Here is a 19,146-nt window from a genome sequence, read left to right as displayed (position 1 = left end):
ATTCCTGCTCCTAGTCTGTATCGCGCAGCGCCCGATTGTTGGCAGCCTTGGCGGAGTTAGCGATCCGGTCCGCCATCGCTTTATCTGAACCAACTTGAATGTTGAATATGTTGTGCTGCGTTACGGTTTTTTGAGGTTGCTTTGGTTCATCCAGTGATTGCGTGTAAGCGCGCAGTGCCGCAACTGGATCTCCTGCTGGCGCAAAGGCCGGTGCATAGGCCGGAACGCTGGCGTTCCCGGGAGCAGGAGCTGCTGTTGCAGCTTGCTCATTGCCTGACAACCCGAGAAAGCGGGCGAGATCCTGTATCCACGCAGGTGGATCCGGCCAGTTGATCTCGAAGTCAAACTTGAAAAAGTCTTTGACGATATCAACCTGCTCTCCCAGCCATTTTTTGAATTTCTGCCATTTCTGCTGGAAGCCTTGCAGCAGATAACTGCCCCACTCAGCGCCGATCTCCGCCATTTTTACCGGCAGCCGCAGCATGGCGCTGACCCAGTTGAAATAGGCGCGGCCAAGGGCACGGCCTGCGGACTTCCCTTTCGCCTCAAGGGCGGCCCGTTCCTCTTCGGAAATTTCTGCTTGCGTGAAAACAGATGAAAACCAGTTGCGAATACGACTGCCAATATCGGCAAGGCTGTCCCAAAGCCACGAAAAGTCAAAGGTATCCTTGAAGAACTGCTGGACTTGCTGTTTTTGGGCTTCGTCTAGCCCAAGGAAATCAGCCAGATCAGAAAAGTACTGCCCAAGTGTGACGCTGGCGCTTTCTAGCTGCTGATTAAGGTCATCCAGCCCTTCTTGAAACCCTTCGCCCCATCCGTCAAAGAAGCCAGTAAACCACGCCTCCAGCGGGTACCAGTACTTCCATATAAGGAAAGCCCCGGCAACCAGCAGAGCAATCAATGCTGCTACCGGGGTGGTCACAGCACCGAAACCTGCTGCCAACGGCATTACGGCCAATCGCAGTTTTGAGAGCACATCCTTCAGGCGTGAGAGCTTGCCGATCCGCTTGGCCCATTTGGAACGAAACAACTTTCCAGCAGCATTTTGAAGGAGCGTGAACCCACTAGCCAATACATTCGCGCCAAAACCGACCACCCGTGCAACCACACCGAACGCCAGCAGGCCGGTGATAGTTTTCAGGAGTGTTTTGGTGAGTTCGGGATTTTTTGCAGCGAAGTCGTCCAATGCTTTTATCCAGCTACGGAATTCCGCTACAATTTCCTTAATGATACCAAGCAGCGCAGAAGATCGAGAATTGAGATTATCCATCTCGATGCCCGCCGCCTTGCTCTGTTCAACCATCGTATCCATCATGCGATTGAAGTCCTGATCAATGACTCCAGAAGCATTCAGGCTGTCATCGCGGATGCGCTTATAATCATCCAAATCGGCAATCATTGGCTTTAAAAACTGCTGGACCTGCATATCACCGAACAGCTCACCAATGATACGCGGGTTCTCTTCGGCAAGGTCATGGATGCGCACCAGCATGTATTCCATCGGATCCACGCCATTGGCGATGGCGTTGTCCAACTCATTATGCAGATCAATGCCGATTTTTTTAAACTTGTTTACCGATTCAGGGCCTTCAAATTTTGCCAGAAAATTCTTGAAATTATTGGCCGCTTCGGCTGGGTCCGCAGCGCCGCGCATGGCAATTTGCAAGGCAGCACCGAGCTTGGCGACAGCGTCGACACCCTCCATCTTCAAGTTTTTGGCAGATGCCGTCAGTCCCGGAAAATGCTGGGCCATGTCTTTGAGTTCAAAGCCGCCCATTTTACCCGAGGCACTCATCACCTCAAATGCTTCGCCCAAATCGTCAACAGCAACATTGAGGTTGCCCAAGGCCGCATATCCGACCCTTGACAGGTGCTCCACACTCGCTCCGGTGGCAGTCGCGGTTTTACCGATATTTTCAACGACCTGTACGGTGCCATCAATGCCGATCTTGTCGTGTAGTCCGACACTCATCAACAAGTTCAGGCCACCCAGCAGCTCGGTGGCATACTGGTTGGTTGTACCTGCGCTTTTGCGTAGCTCCGCCTCAATCTCTTTGAGTTTGTCACTGGTCAGCCCTGCCACGTTGCCAAGACTGGCCATTTGGTGTTCAAAGTCGCCCACACGCATCAGCGGAGCAACAACCGATGCTCCCATAGCGAGCGCACCAACCAGCTTGCCGCGCATGCGCTCGCTCCGCGCTTCAATGCGGCTCATACGCTTTTCCAACCGCTTAGGGTCAAAGGCGCGATCAAAGGCCGCATTGGTCTTGCGGGCCATATCCTGCGTCGAGCGCTCAACACGGCCAGCCATGCGCTCCACAGCGCGGGCAACTGCCTGCGCCTTTGGTGTCACATGCTCGACAAGGCGCAGCACCATTTTGAAGTTGAGATCACTCACCTACTCGCCCTCGATAGATGTTGGCGCAATTGCAGATGAAGCCTAACCAATGTGGCGAACTCCATCTGCAACCAGCCATCAGGCCCGCCGCCGCAATGCACCATCAATTCAACCAGCACCGCATCGCAGCTTAGGATGTAGCTGCCAGCGCCCTCTGGATAGCTGGAAAAAAAACCGTTAATCGGCGACCGATTTCGATCAAATCTTCCAGTGCAAGCTGTTCGGCATCACTGTCATCCAGCGCTAGATAATGGCCGACTGCATGATTGAATGCGTTAAAACGATCCGCCTTGAGCAGATGGCGCGATAAATCGGCACCGGTTGCTGCATCCAGCTTACCTGCGGCTGCTTTGGTCAACACCTCGGCCAAAACGTCCGAGCCTATCGCCAGCATAAATTTCTGGATATGACACAGGCGCGGCTTTACCAGTTGCACCGTGGTAATGGACGAGCCATCACCCTTGTCAATTGGGTCAATCAGTTTGTATTCACTCATGTTAAAGCCCTTTAAAAATGTTCTTTAACCCAGCTGTAGGATCGAACGTCGCCGTGCCCAGACCCGTCTACCATTCAACATAAGCTCGTTTGTTCTCAAGTTGCCTTCATCGGTCAGTACTTCATTCTTGAGCTTTTGATAGAGACGAGTGTTTTTGACCTCATAGTCCCATTCGGGTAGATCACCCAGTTTTCGATCAGCCTCGCCGGGCATGTCCAGCTCACCATGGTAGACATGGCGAAGTCCGTGTTCGCTGCCATCATTCTCGTCCACCAGATACTCGGTGAACGAGAGGATCAATTGTTCGCCAATAGGCAATGCGTCGAACCCATCAGGATAAGCAGCCACTTTGAACTTGAAGGGCTTGTATTTGAAGCCGGTGATCGGCTGGCGGTCCAGAATTGCCCCGCCAGCACGATATTCCTTACGCTCCACCTCAATGCCACCGGGTGTGACCGTGCTCAACTGGCCATAGAGGTTCTGATTGCCATTGATAACGAGGTTAAAGTCGCGCGGGATCAGCAATTTGCTCATGTGCGCCTCCTATGCCTTGAACTGGGTTTGTTTGAGCACATCGGCCACCAGCAGCTCGAGGTATTGCGGCTCATCCTCATACTCGATGTTTAGCTGGGTGATCGGCGGCGGTGCGAACGACTTGTAGTTCACTGTGATTTTGCCCTGTTCCAGCGCATTGACAGTGTTGCGATCCCCTTCAAAAAAAGCAGCACCGCCCAATAACTTGCCTTCGCTCACCAGATCGAACAGCAGGGCGTTAATCCGGTCGAGTACCGCAGAGACTTTGTCCGCCACCATCGGGTCAGAAATCACGCGCCAGATATGGCGGGACAATGCTTCGTTGATGATGTCGCGCACCCGTGTTTGACAGTAGAACTGGCGTGCGGCATTGCTGGTGGCGGCATAATCGCCCCACGAGCGCCAGCCACCTTGTTGGTTGATAAATGTGTTGATCTGGTGCGAGAGCAGGTAGTTTGCGCGGTTGTCGGAGTGCAGCATATGATGCTGAATCGGGCGTGATATTCCCAGTGCACCGGGCGCGATTTTATTGCCCCAGCTGGCGTGATACCCGATCTCGGCATCCGTGTTGACACCGATAGCAGCAACAAACGGCTCGGGCGAAGCCAGCCCTTGTGCCGTTTTGATGAACGGTTCAAACAGGATCAAGCGCTCGTCATCAAAGTCTTGCCGGAAGGCAAAAGCATCAGCGTCGGTTGCGCCCGGCGCGCCGGATATGTGGACTGCGCCGAGCTGCTTGGCGATGAGCGACTGGGTCGCCAGCACTGGATTGGCGGCATTATCGACACGATAATTGGTAACACCCGGCGAAAGCAGAATTTTGGGGGCGATGCCAAACGTGCTGGCAGCAGCGCCTAATGCGTGAAGCCCCGTGAGGCTGGCTTCACTACCAGCGGCATTTTCCAGTGTTTTGTCTGAGGTTGCGCCGGTATCATAGAGGTTAACCAGCACCGCAGCAGAAGCAACACCGGCAAAAAAGCGGTCAAGGCTGCGCTTGGCATTACCTGTTTCGCCCAGTTTCGGGCGTTTTTCATGATCGTGCTTAAAAAGGAGAAACGGCTCATTGCGCGGTAATGAGTTGTCAGCATCAGGAGCTGTGAGGTTCATGCCCACCGTGTTGGTGTCATGCACGCTAATCGCGCCGATACTATCGCCGAGTTTGCGCTTGAAGCGCAGGCCATGGTGGAATTCGTCTTGGGCAGCCATAAAGGGTCTCCATGCGGTTTATGAAGACCCTAGCCAATCAGTAATGCTCTACCAGCGGTGACAGGTTACGCAGGCTTTAAAATGCATGGCTAAACTTTAGTAATATCGCCAGTCCATGCACACCTGCTGTTGCGTGAGCATAATTCATACCGTGAAGTGGATTTTCCTCTGCCACCCCCCTTTCACCTGCGATAATATTTCCATCCTGCGTTATTGCGGCTCTTGGTACATACATTTTTGTATTATTGGTCGTTCCGGCTGGAAAATGATGAAAACTTGTAACATTTATATAGCTAACTATCTTCGCCACTTCTGGATTAAAGTCGTATCTGTTCAGATATGCGAGACTTTCTCCAGCACTTGGTTCTGTAACTTCCCCTTGCGTTTTAAAACCGCTGCCATCCATTGCGAAAATTGGGCTTGTTAATGCCAAACCGCCCTTACCACCGCTAGCAAAATATTCAGTATTTGCTCCCTTAAAGCTGATTTTGGTTGCTCCACCTTCTTCACCATCAACATCATCTTTAGGTATGGTCACGGCTTTACCAACTGTGATATCAAAGATTTCATCAAGTAGACAATTATGTAATAGACGACCGCCACGTCCACCATGTTGCCATTTTTGTTCTTGACTATTCCCACGACCACCGCCCCCCGCGCCAATCAGCAAAAATTGAGCATAGGAATACTTTTCAGACGAGACAATAAGATCGCTGGTGTCCTCACTAATAAAATCAATATCAATACGAACGCTACTTCTACTCAGAACTTTCCTCAATACGCCAGCATTTATCAGCTGGTTATCATCAGATGAAATACTATCAATGCTGGCGACATCACCAGTTGCCAGCACATCACCATTTTTTGTCGCAAAACCTGCGGCCTCGACGATGGTTTTGCCATCTTTGCCCTCTGTCCCTATCGGCATATCAGAGACTATATGCAGCCGATTTTTACTATCATCATGCCATATGCAGTCCACATTATCACTACTCGACAGATCAGCGTCATCCGCTATGTTGAACACAATTCTACGGCTTTTCACATAGATCCCAGCAGCAAAAGTCTGCATTTTTTTAAATATATTAGGCTTTTGAATGTCAGCCTTGCTCGCCATAGATTTCATTATCGCAGCTATGGCATCCGCATCGTCATTCAGCCGTTCACCCAGTTCCTTGATGGTATCCAGCTCGGCCTGTGTAGCCCCGCCCATGATTGTTTCGATGGCATCGTTTTTGGCGGCGACAATCGCCAGCGCCAGCGCTGCCACGTCACCATCAATGGCTTTGATGGCGTCGTTCAGGCGCAAGAGACAATCGATCTCACTTTCGCTTAATACGGCCAGCGGATAGTTTTTATTGTCTGTAGTGCTCATGGAAAACCTTTCTAAACGCTGACATCAAGCGGGGCGGCATAGATGTAAGCCATTATTGGCCGGTCCCGTGCGCTGCCCTTGGCGGTGATACGCACAGCCGTTTCCTCCGTGCTGACATCTGCGCGGCGATACACTTTCTTGTGCCAGCCATCCCCGTGGTTCTCTTGGGAGTGCAGTGGTACATCCTGCCAGTTGTCATCAGCGATGCGGATTGCCAGCGCGAATGAACTGGCTCCGGGTGTGCGCTCAAAGCTGGTAATCTCAACGGTGCGGTTGTCACCGCATTTAAATGCCCTTGAAACGTAGCTGCCGCTTTGCTCAATCTGCGCCAGTACCAGCTGCGGACTGGCCAGCAGCACCGGCGAGGCCGCATTCGTGCCAATCAGTTCAACTGATACTTGCAGCTCTTCGTTCAGTTCTTCCGGAAGGTTGACAACCTCGCCCGGCAACATGCGGATTTCGCTATTGTTAGGACGGGTAAGGATCAGTTCTGCGCGGGTTTCGGCGCTGGGGTGCTCAACACCGGCCAGAGCAAGCAAATCAGTGGCGACTGTTGCTGGCAGTGCACCCAGCTCAACCCGTGTTTTGGTGCTGGTAAACGCAGCTTTTTCAATCACAGTCCACAAATCGCGGTCGTGATGATAGGTGAATGCGGTGTTGTTGGAAGATGATATGCAGACCATATTGACATTGGGCTGGGCCCGCACCCAGCCGTGATCCGGATCGCGCTTTCCTAGCCGGGCAATGGCCAGTGCGTGAGTTGGATCATCGCTCAGCCACACGTGCGCGTATTCGGTGCCCGCTTCCAGCCAAAGCGGTATCGGCAGCTCAAAGCGCAAGATGTCACCAACTTTGACGCCGCGCATATCCAGCTCGACCTCGGCCAATGGCAGGCCGGTTGGCTGGCTGGCAAGTGTTTCGCGTACCTGTAAAATAATCGGATTATCGGGGTTGCCGATATCTGTCACCTTAACGCTAACCGCACCCAGCGGCATCCGCTCTTGCGGTGTCCAGATATAGCCCAATGGATCAAATCGGCGCGTGGTGAGAATGCGGCGGGTGGTGGTGACGCGGCGCATTTCTGTCACCGTGATGGTGCCACGGCCAATGTAGCTGGCCTCGCCAAAGCTACCCTGATCTCCCACAAACTCCACCAGTTTGGAACCGGCTGGCACGCCATCAGGGATCGTGAAGGCACCGACAAGGGTGCCGTCCTGGTCTGCAATCGGTGCCGGATCCGGTAGCGGTAAATCACGGCCATCAAAGCGAATTTCTAACATACGCTCGCCCGCTTCAAATCCTGCGATCTCATAGGCGACATCGCGTACGCGCAACAGCTCGGCCGCGCGTTGCTGGCGCGAGAGCATTTGCGTGGCACTTGTGCTCACCAGATCAGAGTTGGTGCGGGCCTGCTGCCCGGAGCCGATAAACCGGCGCACATCCGAGAGCCGCTGGGTGATGGACGAGCGCCACTTTGTCACGTTTTGCGCCCATTGGTCGGAGGCAGGTGTGAGTTTGACCTTGGCAGGCAGCGGTTCAAATGCCTGATAGGGATTGACCTTCATGGAGCCGGTTGCCAGCCGCTGCGCCAGCACTTCTTCGTAATTATAGGTGTTTTGCCAAATCCCGTCGCCCAGATCATGGATCAAGGTGGCGGTTAGCGGCAGGGTTAAAAAGCCTGAGACGATTTCCAGTGTTTGATCAACCCCGGCATCGCGCTGGCTGTCATCAATGAAGTTATCCACCCAGATACTGCTTTTTGCATAGCCGTTGGCGCTACCAGCCTCCAGTTGTAATTGCAGTCGACCGACTTCATTCATAGCCGTTATGGCCAATTCACGTGTGCGCTCCTGTTCCGAGACTGGCACGCGGCGCACAGCAACATTCACCAAAGTCGGGTCACCGTCCCACGTGTGGTGGATTTGCGCGAGGGTGAGGTCGTTCGGTGCAGCTTGTGGCACTTGCGGGCGATAGGGCCGCGAGACGCCTTTGACCCGTTTGAATACGCCATTACGGTCCAGTACCAGCAAATCAATGCGTGGCATCTGGTGGCTGTAATCAATCTCAACTTGAGTGCCGGTAACAGCACCGGAGATTGTCACCGTGGTGTTGGTTTGTGCGTCGGCATCAATTGATCGTTTGTAGCGGTATGTGACCTGATAGGTGGAGCCTGTTGCCGGTTCACCGCCATTTTTCGACCAGTCCACCTCATCGCCAAACAGACGGTAATCGTTACCGGCCGCAAAAGTAGTGTCGCCCTGTTTAATCTCGACAATACCCGCAACTTGCGCATCAGGGAGCGCGTCGCGACCACCGGCAACCAGACCGCGTTTGACCTCAACCGTTTTTTCTTCCAGCACCGAGATATCTGAGATTTGCGCAATCGGTGTGCGATTCAATGTGATGGTGAGAGAGCCGGACCCGCCATCGTTGAAGTAGTGCGGCTCGGCCTTGATGACTTCCAGATCAGGATCGAAGGGCAGATCAAACGGCGTGGCGTTTGGTTTGATCACCTCCAGACCCCAAACATGGGCTAGCCCCTCTTTAACCGAGAGGAGGCTTTTATCTGCTTGCTTGCTGACAAAAGCCACTTCCAAGCCCTCGACCACATAGTGACCGTTGGCCTGCCTGTCATAACGGGCAAGCCGCGCATCAAAGCCGGTGAGTTCCGGTGGCGGCGTATAGGCAACCAGTTGTCGATCATTGATCTCGTAAATCGGGAAAAAGCGGAAGCTCGTTTCCGGTGTATCATCTGGTACTTGCGTCGATAATGCCCAGCTTGGCACCTCTTCAATTTGCGCGGCACGGGGCTCAGCAAGGGCAAGATAAGCGGGATTTACAAACAGCTCACCCGGCACCACTCGAGTTGCCAGCATCACACCAATGAACAACTGTCCCTCTGGCAAGGCAATAGTGGCCGCACCCAGATCACGCACCAGCCCATCAGTGTAGAGCTGGGCGGATTCCAGATGCGCCGTTCCATCACCATCAATGGTCAACGTTCCACCGGAGGTGAGCTTTCCATCCGCCAATATGGCATCGCCAATCGATGCGATGCGGCGCTGTCCCATGTCGCGGGCAACTGACTGGTCAATGGCAAATGCATACTCGCCCTCGCCATAAAGCAGCGAGGTGCGGTGTTGATCAGGGGTATAATCGCTTAGAGCGTTTGCAGGTAGCTTCATTATATCACCAGAATTAGAGCAAAATCAGTGCCTAGCGTGCCATCTCGCGGCACCGGTAGGCGGCGCTCGATTGCCAGCGCTGTGCCAGTTTTTTCCATCTGATCGGCGGGGTAATAGATCCGTCCTTTTGGGGCATCCCCGGCGATTTTGCAGCCTGTCATCAGCGCAAATTCGTTGATGTCATCGCCGACCGCGTCACCGGCCTCCAATTTGCCGCGTATGAGCAGCATGCGGCTTGGTTGATCAACCAGCTGGTAGTGAATGCCACCAACCGTAATAAAATCACCTTGAGGGGCTTGGCCCGCTGGAACCGCGTCCAGAAAGGAAAGGCCGGCAATTCGTGTGTACCCGACAGCGTTCACTAGGGCGCTGCTCGCCAGCGGCGGCGGCGGTACGTAGGCCCGATACCGCGCGTAAACAGTTGCCTCATCGGGGATGGCGCTGTTGAGTGCCAGTGTCACGCGTCCAGCGGGCGTCACCGTATAGGCCTGCGGGTGGGCTGGATTATCATCACCATCTATGATCAATTCCACGTCCGCATGGTTTTGCGGCGGGTGTGCGAGCTGAATATGCCGCTGTGGTGAAAACGTGTGTTTCTCATTTTGCCGCCGCCCCCACCAAGGCACTCCGGAGCCAATTGCAATCATTGTGTTGCCCGGTTGGTCGTGGATCATATTTCTGATCTGCTCAACAATCGTGGCGCGACCGGAATTTGTATAAACCGACATATCAGTCCTCAAAAACGACGAGAATGGCTTGGGGGCTTGTGCCCGGCAGGTGTAAATCTGGTGTCAGCCCGCTTGGTGGTGCTGGCATAATTTCGGCTCGGCCACCCAGATTGACGGTAGTTTGCCAGTCCTCAGCGGTTGCCACACCGGTGACAGCTGCAAGTGTGTTTCGGGTGGAGATTGCTGGCAGGCGTGAAGAGGCATAACGAATGTCACCCTCTAGATGCGCAACACTCACAACTACTTGAGAGAAGATCGCCAGTGGCTCGGCCTCTGTTGAAACAGTGAAATGCGCCTTGTCTAAATATGACAGTAACGGCCCGTCCGGATGAAAGAGAATGCCACTATCCGCGCCATAAATCATATGGCCATAACGGGAATGATGACTTGCGAACTGGAATGCGCGGTGGTCCAGATTGTACGTGAGGCGATGTAGATGAGAGCGCAATGACGAAGAGGCTTTGGAAAGCGAAACCACCGCATTGCTTTGTCGTCCGCTGGTTGGGGCGTCCAAGTGCAGTGTTGTGTACTTTTTTGCGTGTTGCTCATGCTCTGCGCTCACGCCAATCCAGTTGCGGGCCATATGGCCTGCGTCAATAGTCCCGCGTATACGCTGCCACGCGCGCCCCTTTGCAAGCGCCGCGCGCGGGTCTTGCAGGTAATTGACAACTTCGCCCAGCCCCCATTCCCAGATCAGGAACGGCAAGTCCTCGTCTGCCGGTTTGTTGAGCCGTTGTTCTATGCGCTCGGGCAGCGCTCGCATATCATCCGGCAGGGCTATGGCAGCAGCAAGCGCTCGCATGAGCGGTGTGGCGCTCACAGGTAGCGGCAGGCTCATGCGCTCTCTCCCGTACCTTGTAATCGTGCGCCCAGAACCCGTGGCTCCAGTTTAACAGCGCTGAGCAGCGGCACTTGGTTTGGCAAGATGTCTGGCGGCGGTGCGCCCAGATTTTGCACATCTACAATGCCAGCGCCCATGAACTGTGATGAAATCCAGCTCCAAGCGTGTTTGCGGCCCAATGCCCGCTTGGCTGCCCATGTCATCTGAAAGGCGGTTTCAAGCGGTTTTAAAATGGATTGATCTGCCCCGCGTTCGAAAAAAATTGCGGCATGGACAAACACCGGCACGCCCTCAGCCGGGACAACAGAAACGGCAATATGATCATCCGGATGCACATCATCCGCTTGCAGACGGGCACTCACTGACTGCAGAAGCTGAGTGCTTGGAATGCCCGTCGCGTTGCTCGCCAGCACGGTAACACGCACCTGCGAGAGCTGCGGGAAATCGACCTTGATATCGGCAATCTCGTCCGGAGCCACCCCGATGCCGTGACGGCGATACCACTCTGCCGGACCGGCAGCAGAGGATCCGGCCCTTTGTAATCGTATCCGCTCCTGTTTGCGCGCACGGCTCTCGCCAGCAACCGGCTGCAAGCCTTCTTCACTCAGCAAAAGATCCAGATTGTCACCATCTGCATAGTAGACAAAACGGGCACGATAACGGGCATTTTGGCGCAAGCGCTCGTTATACTCGTCCTCTGCCGCCGCGCGCAGCAATGATACAACTGGGCTGCTTTCAGTAAGTGCTGTAAAATCCTTGCCTGTCTCGGTTTTATAGTGACGCAAAAACACATCCAGTTTTCGTGCCAGTATGTCCGCAACGCTTGGCTCGCCAACCAGCGAGGGCGCTGGCAATAACGATAGATCGTTCACGTGCGCTCTCCCTTTTCGATAATGCGGGTATAGATTTCGCCAGAGGGAATAAATTTTGCCCGGTAGGAAATGCGCAGCATGCCGGTCGGTGTTGCCTGCTCCAGTCGGTAGTCGAGCAGTTCCAGCTCGGGTTCCCACAAAAACGCATCCACTAGATCAGCAGCAATTTCGATCTCGCTCTCCTCATTCATGGGAGAAGAGATGCGCAAGGGCAAATCGGAGCCGTAGCTACGTGCACCAACCTGCGACTTGCGCGGGGTTTCAAGCGTGGCTTCTACCGACTGAAAGGCCCGCTCGGGGCCGGATAACTCGGCCCCGCTATAGCGGTCCATACCAACCAGCATCAATTATGCGTATGCCGTGGTAAATCCGGCAGCGTCCCAGTTTTCAACCAGCTCACGGGTGAGAACGAGAATGTCATGATGCGCGTTGAATTTAACGTCGCCGCGATCATTGATCAGCACCAGCGTGCCAACTGAGTAGAGTTTACCAATCATCACCTCGCGCTGCAGGATGCGGGCATCCTTTGCGCTATAGCCCTGCGGCAATGCGGGCAGCTTTGGTTGATCTGGTTTTGCGGGTTTTGCAGGAGTTCGGGCCATCACTACCTCACCATTTAAAGGCTATTAAAAGGAATGCGTTTCGCCCGTTAATTTACTGCGCGAATGTTCGCTTTGCGCCGGTGACAATCGGCCATAGCCCCTTGGAAGATCCTCGATCGATTTGCACCATGTCGCCAACCCGCGCCACCGCTGGTCCGCCGGTCGCGCCAAGGTCCACGCGCTTAGACGTGAGTTCGGCCTGCTCAGGCAACAGCCGCTGCGTTGTCTCGCCGACAATTGTCACATCCTCCACCTCTGCCGCCGACGGGCTGGGGTTGGTGTTTGTGGTGCCGATCGGTATGGCGAAACTGGCTGGACCAAACTGGCCACAAGGCGAGATAACCAACACCTGCTCACCAGCGCTGATAGTTGCACGGCGTTGCACAGCACCTGATTGATGCAGGAACGGGATTGGCGGTGTTTGCAGCGTATCGCTATCTCCTTCGCTTTGATCTTGTGCCACCAAGCGGTTGTTTGTGGCGTCAAATGACGTAACCGTGGCAACGCGCACCATGTTGCGAATTTGTGCCTGTAGATCGGTAATTTGCGCCTGCAGGTCGCGAATGTCTCGTGCATCAACCATGGGAGCGGACCTCTTCAGTTTGCGCTACCGGTTTGGCAGGCGTTTGCGGCTCGCTTAGGGTTAAATTCTGTTTCCACGTGAGGGCGGTCAGCGTTTGGTTTTTTTGCCGCTCACTACTGGAGACCACCGGAATAATTTGGAATTCCGTTGGCTGGCTGATTTGTGTCAGCTCCCACATATTGCGATGGCAAAGCTCCAGTGTTTTGGTGGCTGCTTGCCACGCGCTTATGTGCCGGTCCGTTGTTTTGGCAACAATCATGACAGCAAGCGCACACATCAGCCGCACTTGCCCTGCGTGCTGGATGCGCGGTGTGGCGCTGGACATGGTTACAAACGCGGATGGACTGCGAAAGCTGCGCGTATCCAGATCTTCTATACGAAACTTGCCATGCAACACCTCTACATCGGCAAAAATGTTCATTGCTTCAATCTGCTTGCAGATATTATCTAGCAACGTGTCTGGATCGGGGTAAGCGCTCATTCTATCAGCTCCGTTAAAATATCGGTAACCAGCTCTTCGATTTCCCGTGTATTGTCAGCAGATAGCCCCAGAAATGGCCGCGCCGGAATGGTGACCTGTTTGGCAAAGATTTTGCGGCCACCGGCGTTAAACACCAGATGCTGCACCTCCTTGGGCACTATCGTGCCGCCAAACTGGTGGATCGCGCCGTAGATCATCGGCGTGCCGACAATAATGTCATCGCCCTCCAGCCGGTGGTCGATGGTATCGCGCAGCGCACCGGTTCTAACCAGTGTTTCGCTGCCCTCGCGGTTTGCGGCCCAAGGCTCGCCGGAGGGGGATGTTTTCTCCTCGTCAATGCGCCGCTGAGTCTGGCTGACAACCAGAGCGCCAATGGCATCGCGCAGCTCGTAGGTGCGCAGATCGGTCAGCGCACTGATCGCACGGCTGATCTCATCGCTTGGAAAATCAACGGTAAAACCGGTAGACATTACATACCGCTCAGGTTTTGTCGGGTCATCATCCGCTCAGGCGGTGCGTCGAACAACACATTGTCACTTCCGTCCGCATCTCCGGGGTTAGTGGCTTCCGGCTCTGCCAGTCCCAGCCCGGCTTTGCCATCGGCCACACGTTCTAGAAACCGCACCGCATGTTTGTATCTGGTCTCAATGGCCTCGGTGAGCTGTGCATGGCTTTGCGCCAACAGATAAACGGCAATATCAATTGCTTGGCGGCGCAGCAGCACCGGTTTACCTGTCAATGGCAGCTGGTAGCGCATGGTCAGATAGCCATCAATCTGTGCGCTGGCATCATCCAGCGCCGTTTGCACCAGCGCCAGATCGGCTTTGCCACTGCGCTGCGGATCCGCCAATGTCAGCAGCTCGTCCTCGCCAATAGCGCGGGTTAACTCGTCAATGCTTGCGTAGGTCATAGCGGGATCCTGTTAGAAAACACGGTTCTCTAGTTAAAACGTATTGTTATGCCACCGCCCAAGCGAGCGACTTTGGGATCGCGATCTTCGATCGGTCGGACAATCGAGCTGATGATTTCATTCTGATTTTGGGCGGCTCTTATTTCTTCCCAGCGCGGGGCAAGCGCCGCCCAGTAGTCATTGACCTCAGCCATTTCCAAAAGCCGCACACGCAGCTGCGGGAATGCTGCCAGCAAAGCCTCGCAGCGTCCAAAATCACCCGCATCATGCGGGTAAGAGCCATCCGGCTCGCCCCCTGTCAGGTGCTCGGCAATGCACTTTGCGGACATTCCATTAATGCAGCCAGCTAGATCTTTATTCATTATTATCATCTCTCAAACGTTTGCGGAGCACCGCCTAGCGAAAACTTTAAGCTATGAAGAAAAATGTGCATCAAAGGCAACTTGTAGAGGGGTAACTTTGTTTTGTCTGCAAACCGAAAGACGTGTTATGCCTACGGCGCGTTAGTCCGTAGATCCTTGGTATCTCACTCAGGCCCAGAACTTGGCAGGACGCTTATGCAGGCTTGGAACGCTACACCATCCAACTGAAATGACCATTTTGCCTGAGATCCGGGACAAAGGTCATCGACCACCTTTAAGCGATCGACTGCCTCCAGCATCAGCTGCCCCATCTGGTCAGCAATCTCGCTCTCAAACAAAAAATCATCTTGAGTGTCCTTCATGCTTCACCTCAATAATCTAGATGTTGATTTGCAGTCAGAGAGCACCTGCCACGCTGAAAGGGTTCAGCGCGGCGGGTCTAGGCGAAATGTCACCCCAACGCTGTGCTAGCTGGTAGGTGCTTTGGTGGCCGGTTTGCGATTGCGTGGTTTCGCTGCCGGTTTTGGCGGCTTCTGTTTGTCCGTCTCCGGTGGCTCACTCCTGCCAATCGCCGCATCATCTCCAGTATTAGGCCCTTTGTCACCTCCCTCCGGCTCCAACTCAAACGGCGCGGACATGTTGAGGATCGGGTCTGCCATCAGTGTCTCAAGCAGTTTCTCATCGCCCTCGCCAAATGGTACGGTCACCGGCTGGTTTTTGAGGAACTTTAGCCCGCCACGTCGGCGATCTGTCAGGGCGGTGACTGTCACCGCCCACTTTTTTGTCGTGTTCTCTTGCATGGTTTTACCCTTTGAACTTGCGCTAGATTGGCGGGGCTAACTGTCCAGCCACGGCGAAACCATGACCTCGACCTTGCCTTTGTGCGGGTTTGGCTCGCCATTGATTTTATCAGCGCTCATCAGCACCTTGGCCGCGTCTTCATGGACGCTTGGCACCAGCAGCACATTCGGGCGCAGCGCCAGCTTCCTGCCATAGTCGCCAGTTTGCGAGGTCATGGCGGTGTACATTTTGGCAAAATTGTCCGCCTTAAATTCCTGCTTGCTGGCAAATGCCATCTGCCAGAACCCATAGCCCACATTCTCGCGGGATTTGACGCCGTAGAGCACCTCGTCCAGATTGAACACATGATCCGAGCTCGTATCGGTCAGCGCCGCGAATTCCGGTTTCTGCCGCACCTGACGAATGAGCGGTTTGAGCGCGCGGCTGGTATCCATCAAATACCACGCAGGAAAACCGTCTTCGGCCCCAAACAGGTTGGAAACCGAGCGCTCTTGTTTGTCTTTACCAAGCACCGGATGGTCGGTGTCAAAGAAGTTTTGGCCGTCATAGCAGGTGTTTTCAAACCCGGCTTGCAACCCTTCAAATACCAGCTCGTCTGGATGCCGCGCCGCAGCCTCGCCCATGCCCTGCATCAGCGGGCGGTAGATGCCCACATTGTCATCGGCCAATTTGTCGAGCAGCACCGCGACAGTGCTTTCAAACTTACGGTTTTTGAGTGTGTAATCGTGGGTGCCGATCTGGTTGATCACACGCTCGCCCAGCCATTCGCGCATGGCCGGAAATGCACCCAGCCAGCCATATTCGTTTTCGCTGGTGGTCGATGGCACCTCGGTGGCAATTCTTTGCCACAGCGGAGCCACACTGTGAAAACCGATATTGTAAGCGGCTTTAAAACCGACACCGGCTGTCCGCAAATTTGTATGGTTTAAATCCATGGGTACACCTATTTAAAAGAGATCCAGACACCGGTGGCATCCACATCGCGAACGATGCCTGCAACCGAGCGGGTGTTGCCGCCATGGGTTTTGGCGAGCGTATTGTCATCAACCACAAAGCAGTCGCGGCCAATATCTGCGCGGCTGATCGGGTCATCGGCACTATTGGCAAACGGGAACCAACCATCGCGGCGGATGTCGACATTGGCGGTCTGCCCCGCAGCTGCGGCTTGCACGCTGTTTTCGGCAATGCCAACTGTTGCCAAGCCTTTTGCGGTTTTGCCGGGCACAACAGTGCTGCCCTCAACCATCACCAGCGCGCCTTTAAGTATGCCGGTTTGCGGTGCGAGCGGCAGGGTGAGGCGTTCGCCCGCCCGCCGTTCATATAAGCGGCCCCGTGTCAACATGCGCCTGCCTCCTTCAAATCAGCCAGTGCAGCGGCCTTTTGTTTTTCGTCAGTCAAGTCCACGCCGAGGCTGACAAGAATGCTCTGCTGGTCTTTATTGAGAGCCAGCTTGGTGTCCGGTTCACCTTTTTTGCCAGCGCCCGGTGTATTAATTGAGGTTTGCATTCCAACCAGCTCGCGAAACCCTTTCAGGCCGTCCTCGGCCTTACATGCGGCAAGATGGTAGCCCTTGCTGGATGGGGCGATTTTGCCTGCCTTGATGGCGGCATCCACCTCGGCCTCAATGGATACGTGGTGCGCCTCATCGATTTTGTTTTGTGCCTCTTTCAGGTCGCTGGAGACCTTTTCATAATCGGCACGCGGCACGAACAGCTTACTGTCAGGCTGCTGCGCCTTGTTCATGGCCAGTTTCGTGTCATCCTGCAGCTTGGTTACCGCTTGCAAAATGGCGCTGTCCGACGCTTCGTCAGCCAGTCCAAGCTGGCGACACAGCGCCAGCCGCTGATCTTTGTTCATGGTGCTCTCCGGTAAGAGGGTCGTTTCAAAAGGAATGTGAGCGCGTGCCTCCGGCGTGTCGCCAGAGTCTGCCTTGTTAAGCGCTGTTAATTTGAGATTAGGCAGATTGGTGAGCGCAGCAGAACGCAGCGCGGAAATTTGTCCTGTAGATGCGCTGTAGGTAAAAACAGGCGAGATGAAACGATATTCACGCGCGGCGATCATTTTATTAGCCGCCTCGGTCCACTCCACATGGCCCCAAATCGCACCATCACGGTTTTCAAGGCGATTGATCCAGCCGCTGGCTGGTGCCGATTGGCCATCATTACGGTGCGTGGCATGCTCATAATCGACAGGCAGGGGATTGCCCTGCCTGTTAAACGCTGCAATCACCGCATCTGGCTGGCTGTTCAGCCACTCGCGTCCGTCAATACCCTGCAGGTGGCCTGCGGGCAGCAGCTCGATCATGGATGGCACAGCGGATTTCTCCTCAGCGCGATTGAGCGCCAGAGCAATGCCGGTTGCCTCAAGGTGGTGTGGTTTTGTGTTCATGCTGCCAGCTTGCTGCAGCTGGCCGAATTCAGTCAGGGTGACAGCTGGAACGGGCCATCACACAGGTAAATTGTAATGTGGGGGTGGAGTGGCGGGAAGTATTTCGCCGTTAAAAGGGGTTTTGAAAGGTTGGGGCGACGTTTGGGTTCGCCATACCCCAACATACCAGAGAGGTTTTGGACGCGCCTCTACGGCGCTTTCTCGTCTTGAAGCGCCTTCACATATTCCAGTGCCAGTGTGCAGCCCTGAACAGAGAGCGAAATTCGATCAGTATCCCCTTTTTGCAGCGCCAGCCACTCGGCCTTGGAGCGCCGCCCCATTTTTAAATCACGCGTGATGTCGATGAGCTCCAGAACGTCATCAATATAATCGGTACATAAATAGAGCACATCATGTGAAAAATAGATGGGATACAGCTCTCCACGCGCTTTGATGAGCGGTTCAATGTGCGCCTTCTCGATGGCTCTAAATTCCTCCAGTGTTTGCGCCTTCATCAAATCGGAGGCTATGTCATAGACCGCGTGCGTTTGTTCAACGACGCTTTCCATTTTGTAAGCGTCTATTACAGCCGCGTTTGAAGGTTGCATAAAGACGAACGAGAACATCATTGCTATCAGGAATAGAATTCGCATTTGTAAAACCCTTATTGAAAAAGTAACAAAACGACACTATTGTTAGTCCAGCGCCCATGCAACGGACAACCATCGCACCTGCGATGCGAGGGGAAACCCTCTGGGAGCGGTATCCGGCTCTCAGGGCGCTGTTCCAGCCTTTATCCTATCAAGAATATAGCTTTGTGACCCAAGCTACGAAGGCTGACCAGTTTTCCCATGTTAAGTAAGTTGCGACACCTGCTATAGCAAGGTTCAGGATTGCTTCGCCAAGTTTGCCAATAACTGTTCCCGTAATTTTGCCGGGTTTGAGGGAAAGGGTCACCTCGATCTCTTGTAAAAGCCACGATGTTAGATAAGACACGTAAGTCAGTGGCCAGACAGTCCTCCAGATGCTGGCCCGAATTGAGCTTTCGTAAACGCCAATTGATTGGTCGATGCAACTCTCGATATTTGCAAAATGCTGATTTTCAGCCCCGAAATGTGCAACTGAAAACGAAGAAAAGATACCATCCAACACGTCGCATGGGACTTTACTTGCTTCGATTGTTTTTTTTGCTTGAGATAGGTTTCTATTGATTTTTGTGCGTATAGCTTTGCTGCCGCTTCCTTCGATGACATAGTCTGGAATTCTGTCTTTCCTTATAGTTTCAAGACTTTGATGATAATCGTTTACATCTCTTTGAAATTCCAACAACATCTTTCTTCTGCTTTTGTTTTCAAACCAAGTAATGCGGTTATAGGGCCTCATTAATTTCTCTCCTAAATGGGAT

Annotated in this window: 23 protein-coding genes; all 23 read right to left on the bottom strand. The window is 53.9% G+C overall.

What is annotated here, in order from left to right:
* Positions 1-10 precede the first annotated feature (10 nt).
* The gene (locus AYK82_RS14505; RefSeq protein WP_156453387.1) at positions 11-2,398 is read right to left on the bottom strand and encodes a phage tail tape measure protein; all 2,388 of its coding nucleotides are present in this window, start codon (positions 2,396-2,398) and stop codon (positions 11-13) included.
* A 130-nt stretch (positions 2,399-2,528) separates the two neighbouring features.
* Positions 2,529-2,894: a hypothetical protein gene (locus tag AYK82_RS14500; protein ID WP_068317550.1), complete on the bottom strand. Its 366-nt coding sequence runs from the start codon at positions 2,892-2,894 to the stop codon at positions 2,529-2,531.
* A gap of 24 nt (positions 2,895-2,918) precedes the next feature.
* A complete protein-coding gene (locus AYK82_RS14495; protein ID WP_068317546.1) occupies positions 2,919-3,428 on the bottom strand; it encodes a phage major tail tube protein in 510 nt (169 codons plus the stop codon).
* Between the two features lie 9 nt (positions 3,429-3,437).
* Entirely contained in the window at positions 3,438-4,634 is a 1,197-nt protein-coding gene (locus AYK82_RS14490) for a phage tail sheath protein (protein ID WP_068317544.1), read from the bottom strand.
* 76 nt (positions 4,635-4,710) lie between these two features.
* The gene (locus AYK82_RS14485) at positions 4,711-6,009 is read right to left on the bottom strand and encodes a glycine-rich domain-containing protein (RefSeq protein ID WP_068317542.1); all 1,299 of its coding nucleotides are present in this window, start codon (positions 6,007-6,009) and stop codon (positions 4,711-4,713) included.
* An 11-nt stretch (positions 6,010-6,020) separates the two neighbouring features.
* The gene (locus AYK82_RS14480; protein ID WP_068317538.1) at positions 6,021-9,194 is read right to left on the bottom strand and encodes a DUF4815 domain-containing protein; all 3,174 of its coding nucleotides are present in this window, start codon (positions 9,192-9,194) and stop codon (positions 6,021-6,023) included.
* A complete protein-coding gene (locus AYK82_RS14475; protein ID WP_068317536.1) occupies positions 9,194-9,922 on the bottom strand; it encodes a hypothetical protein in 729 nt (242 codons plus the stop codon). The genes AYK82_RS14480 and AYK82_RS14475 overlap by 1 nt, the downstream gene beginning before the upstream one ends.
* A 1-nt stretch (position 9,923) precedes the next feature.
* Positions 9,924-10,760 (bottom strand): phage tail protein, encoded by an 837-nt coding sequence (locus AYK82_RS14470; protein WP_068317534.1) that lies wholly within the window; start codon positions 10,758-10,760, stop codon positions 9,924-9,926.
* On the bottom strand, positions 10,757-11,635 hold the full coding sequence (locus tag AYK82_RS14465; RefSeq protein WP_068317533.1) for a baseplate J/gp47 family protein: 879 nt from the start codon (positions 11,633-11,635) through the stop codon (positions 10,757-10,759). Before AYK82_RS14465 ends, AYK82_RS14470 begins: the two co-directional genes overlap by 4 nt.
* Positions 11,632-11,967 carry a GPW/gp25 family protein gene (locus AYK82_RS18140; protein WP_172795249.1) on the bottom strand — a complete coding sequence of 112 codons (336 nt, stop codon included), beginning with the start codon at positions 11,965-11,967 and terminating at the stop codon, positions 11,632-11,634. The genes AYK82_RS14465 and AYK82_RS18140 overlap by 4 nt, the downstream gene beginning before the upstream one ends.
* 15 nt (positions 11,968-11,982) lie before the next feature.
* Positions 11,983-12,237 (bottom strand): hypothetical protein, encoded by a 255-nt coding sequence (locus tag AYK82_RS14455; RefSeq protein ID WP_068317528.1) that lies wholly within the window; start codon positions 12,235-12,237, stop codon positions 11,983-11,985.
* A 52-nt stretch (positions 12,238-12,289) separates the two neighbouring features.
* Positions 12,290-12,820: a phage baseplate assembly protein V gene (locus AYK82_RS14450; RefSeq protein ID WP_068317525.1), complete on the bottom strand. Its 531-nt coding sequence runs from the start codon at positions 12,818-12,820 to the stop codon at positions 12,290-12,292.
* Positions 12,813-13,301: a hypothetical protein gene (locus AYK82_RS14445; protein WP_068317522.1), complete on the bottom strand. Its 489-nt coding sequence runs from the start codon at positions 13,299-13,301 to the stop codon at positions 12,813-12,815. Before AYK82_RS14445 ends, AYK82_RS14450 begins: the two co-directional genes overlap by 8 nt.
* Positions 13,298-13,771 carry a phage virion morphogenesis protein gene (locus tag AYK82_RS14440; RefSeq protein ID WP_068317520.1) on the bottom strand — a complete coding sequence of 158 codons (474 nt, stop codon included), beginning with the start codon at positions 13,769-13,771 and terminating at the stop codon, positions 13,298-13,300. Before AYK82_RS14440 ends, AYK82_RS14445 begins: the two co-directional genes overlap by 4 nt.
* A complete protein-coding gene (locus AYK82_RS14435; RefSeq protein WP_068317517.1) occupies positions 13,771-14,211 on the bottom strand; it encodes a gp436 family protein in 441 nt (146 codons plus the stop codon). Before AYK82_RS14435 ends, AYK82_RS14440 begins: the two co-directional genes overlap by 1 nt.
* Positions 14,212-14,240: 29 nt before the next feature.
* Positions 14,241-14,573, bottom strand: coding sequence for a hypothetical protein (locus tag AYK82_RS14430; protein WP_068317514.1), 333 nt, complete (start codon positions 14,571-14,573; stop codon positions 14,241-14,243).
* Between the two features lie 164 nt (positions 14,574-14,737).
* Positions 14,738-14,935, bottom strand: coding sequence for a hypothetical protein (locus AYK82_RS14425; RefSeq protein WP_068317511.1), 198 nt, complete (start codon positions 14,933-14,935; stop codon positions 14,738-14,740).
* Between the two features lie 105 nt (positions 14,936-15,040).
* A complete protein-coding gene (locus AYK82_RS14420; RefSeq protein ID WP_068317508.1) occupies positions 15,041-15,373 on the bottom strand; it encodes a hypothetical protein in 333 nt (110 codons plus the stop codon).
* A gap of 36 nt (positions 15,374-15,409) precedes the next feature.
* Positions 15,410-16,309 carry a Mu-like prophage major head subunit gpT family protein gene (locus tag AYK82_RS14415; protein ID WP_068317505.1) on the bottom strand — a complete coding sequence of 300 codons (900 nt, stop codon included), beginning with the start codon at positions 16,307-16,309 and terminating at the stop codon, positions 15,410-15,412.
* An 8-nt stretch (positions 16,310-16,317) separates the two neighbouring features.
* A complete protein-coding gene (locus AYK82_RS14410; RefSeq protein ID WP_068317502.1) occupies positions 16,318-16,716 on the bottom strand; it encodes a hypothetical protein in 399 nt (132 codons plus the stop codon).
* Positions 16,710-17,762: a phage protease gene (locus tag AYK82_RS14405; RefSeq protein WP_068317500.1), complete on the bottom strand. Its 1,053-nt coding sequence runs from the start codon at positions 17,760-17,762 to the stop codon at positions 16,710-16,712. The genes AYK82_RS14410 and AYK82_RS14405 overlap by 7 nt, the downstream gene beginning before the upstream one ends.
* Before the next feature lie 188 nt (positions 17,763-17,950).
* On the bottom strand, positions 17,951-18,394 hold the full coding sequence (locus tag AYK82_RS14400; protein ID WP_156453386.1) for a hypothetical protein: 444 nt from the start codon (positions 18,392-18,394) through the stop codon (positions 17,951-17,953).
* Between the two features lie 148 nt (positions 18,395-18,542).
* Positions 18,543-19,124 (bottom strand): hypothetical protein, encoded by a 582-nt coding sequence (locus tag AYK82_RS14395; protein ID WP_068317494.1) that lies wholly within the window; start codon positions 19,122-19,124, stop codon positions 18,543-18,545.
* Positions 19,125-19,146: the final 22 nt, after the last annotated feature.

Origin of the sequence: Polycladidibacter hongkongensis (genome assembly GCF_001561995.1) — a bacterium.
Lineage (GTDB): Bacteria > Pseudomonadota > Alphaproteobacteria > Rhizobiales > Stappiaceae > Pseudovibrio > Pseudovibrio hongkongensis.
The sequence above is the reverse complement of the archived record's forward strand: the minus strand, read 5'-3'. Positions and strand labels throughout refer to the sequence as shown.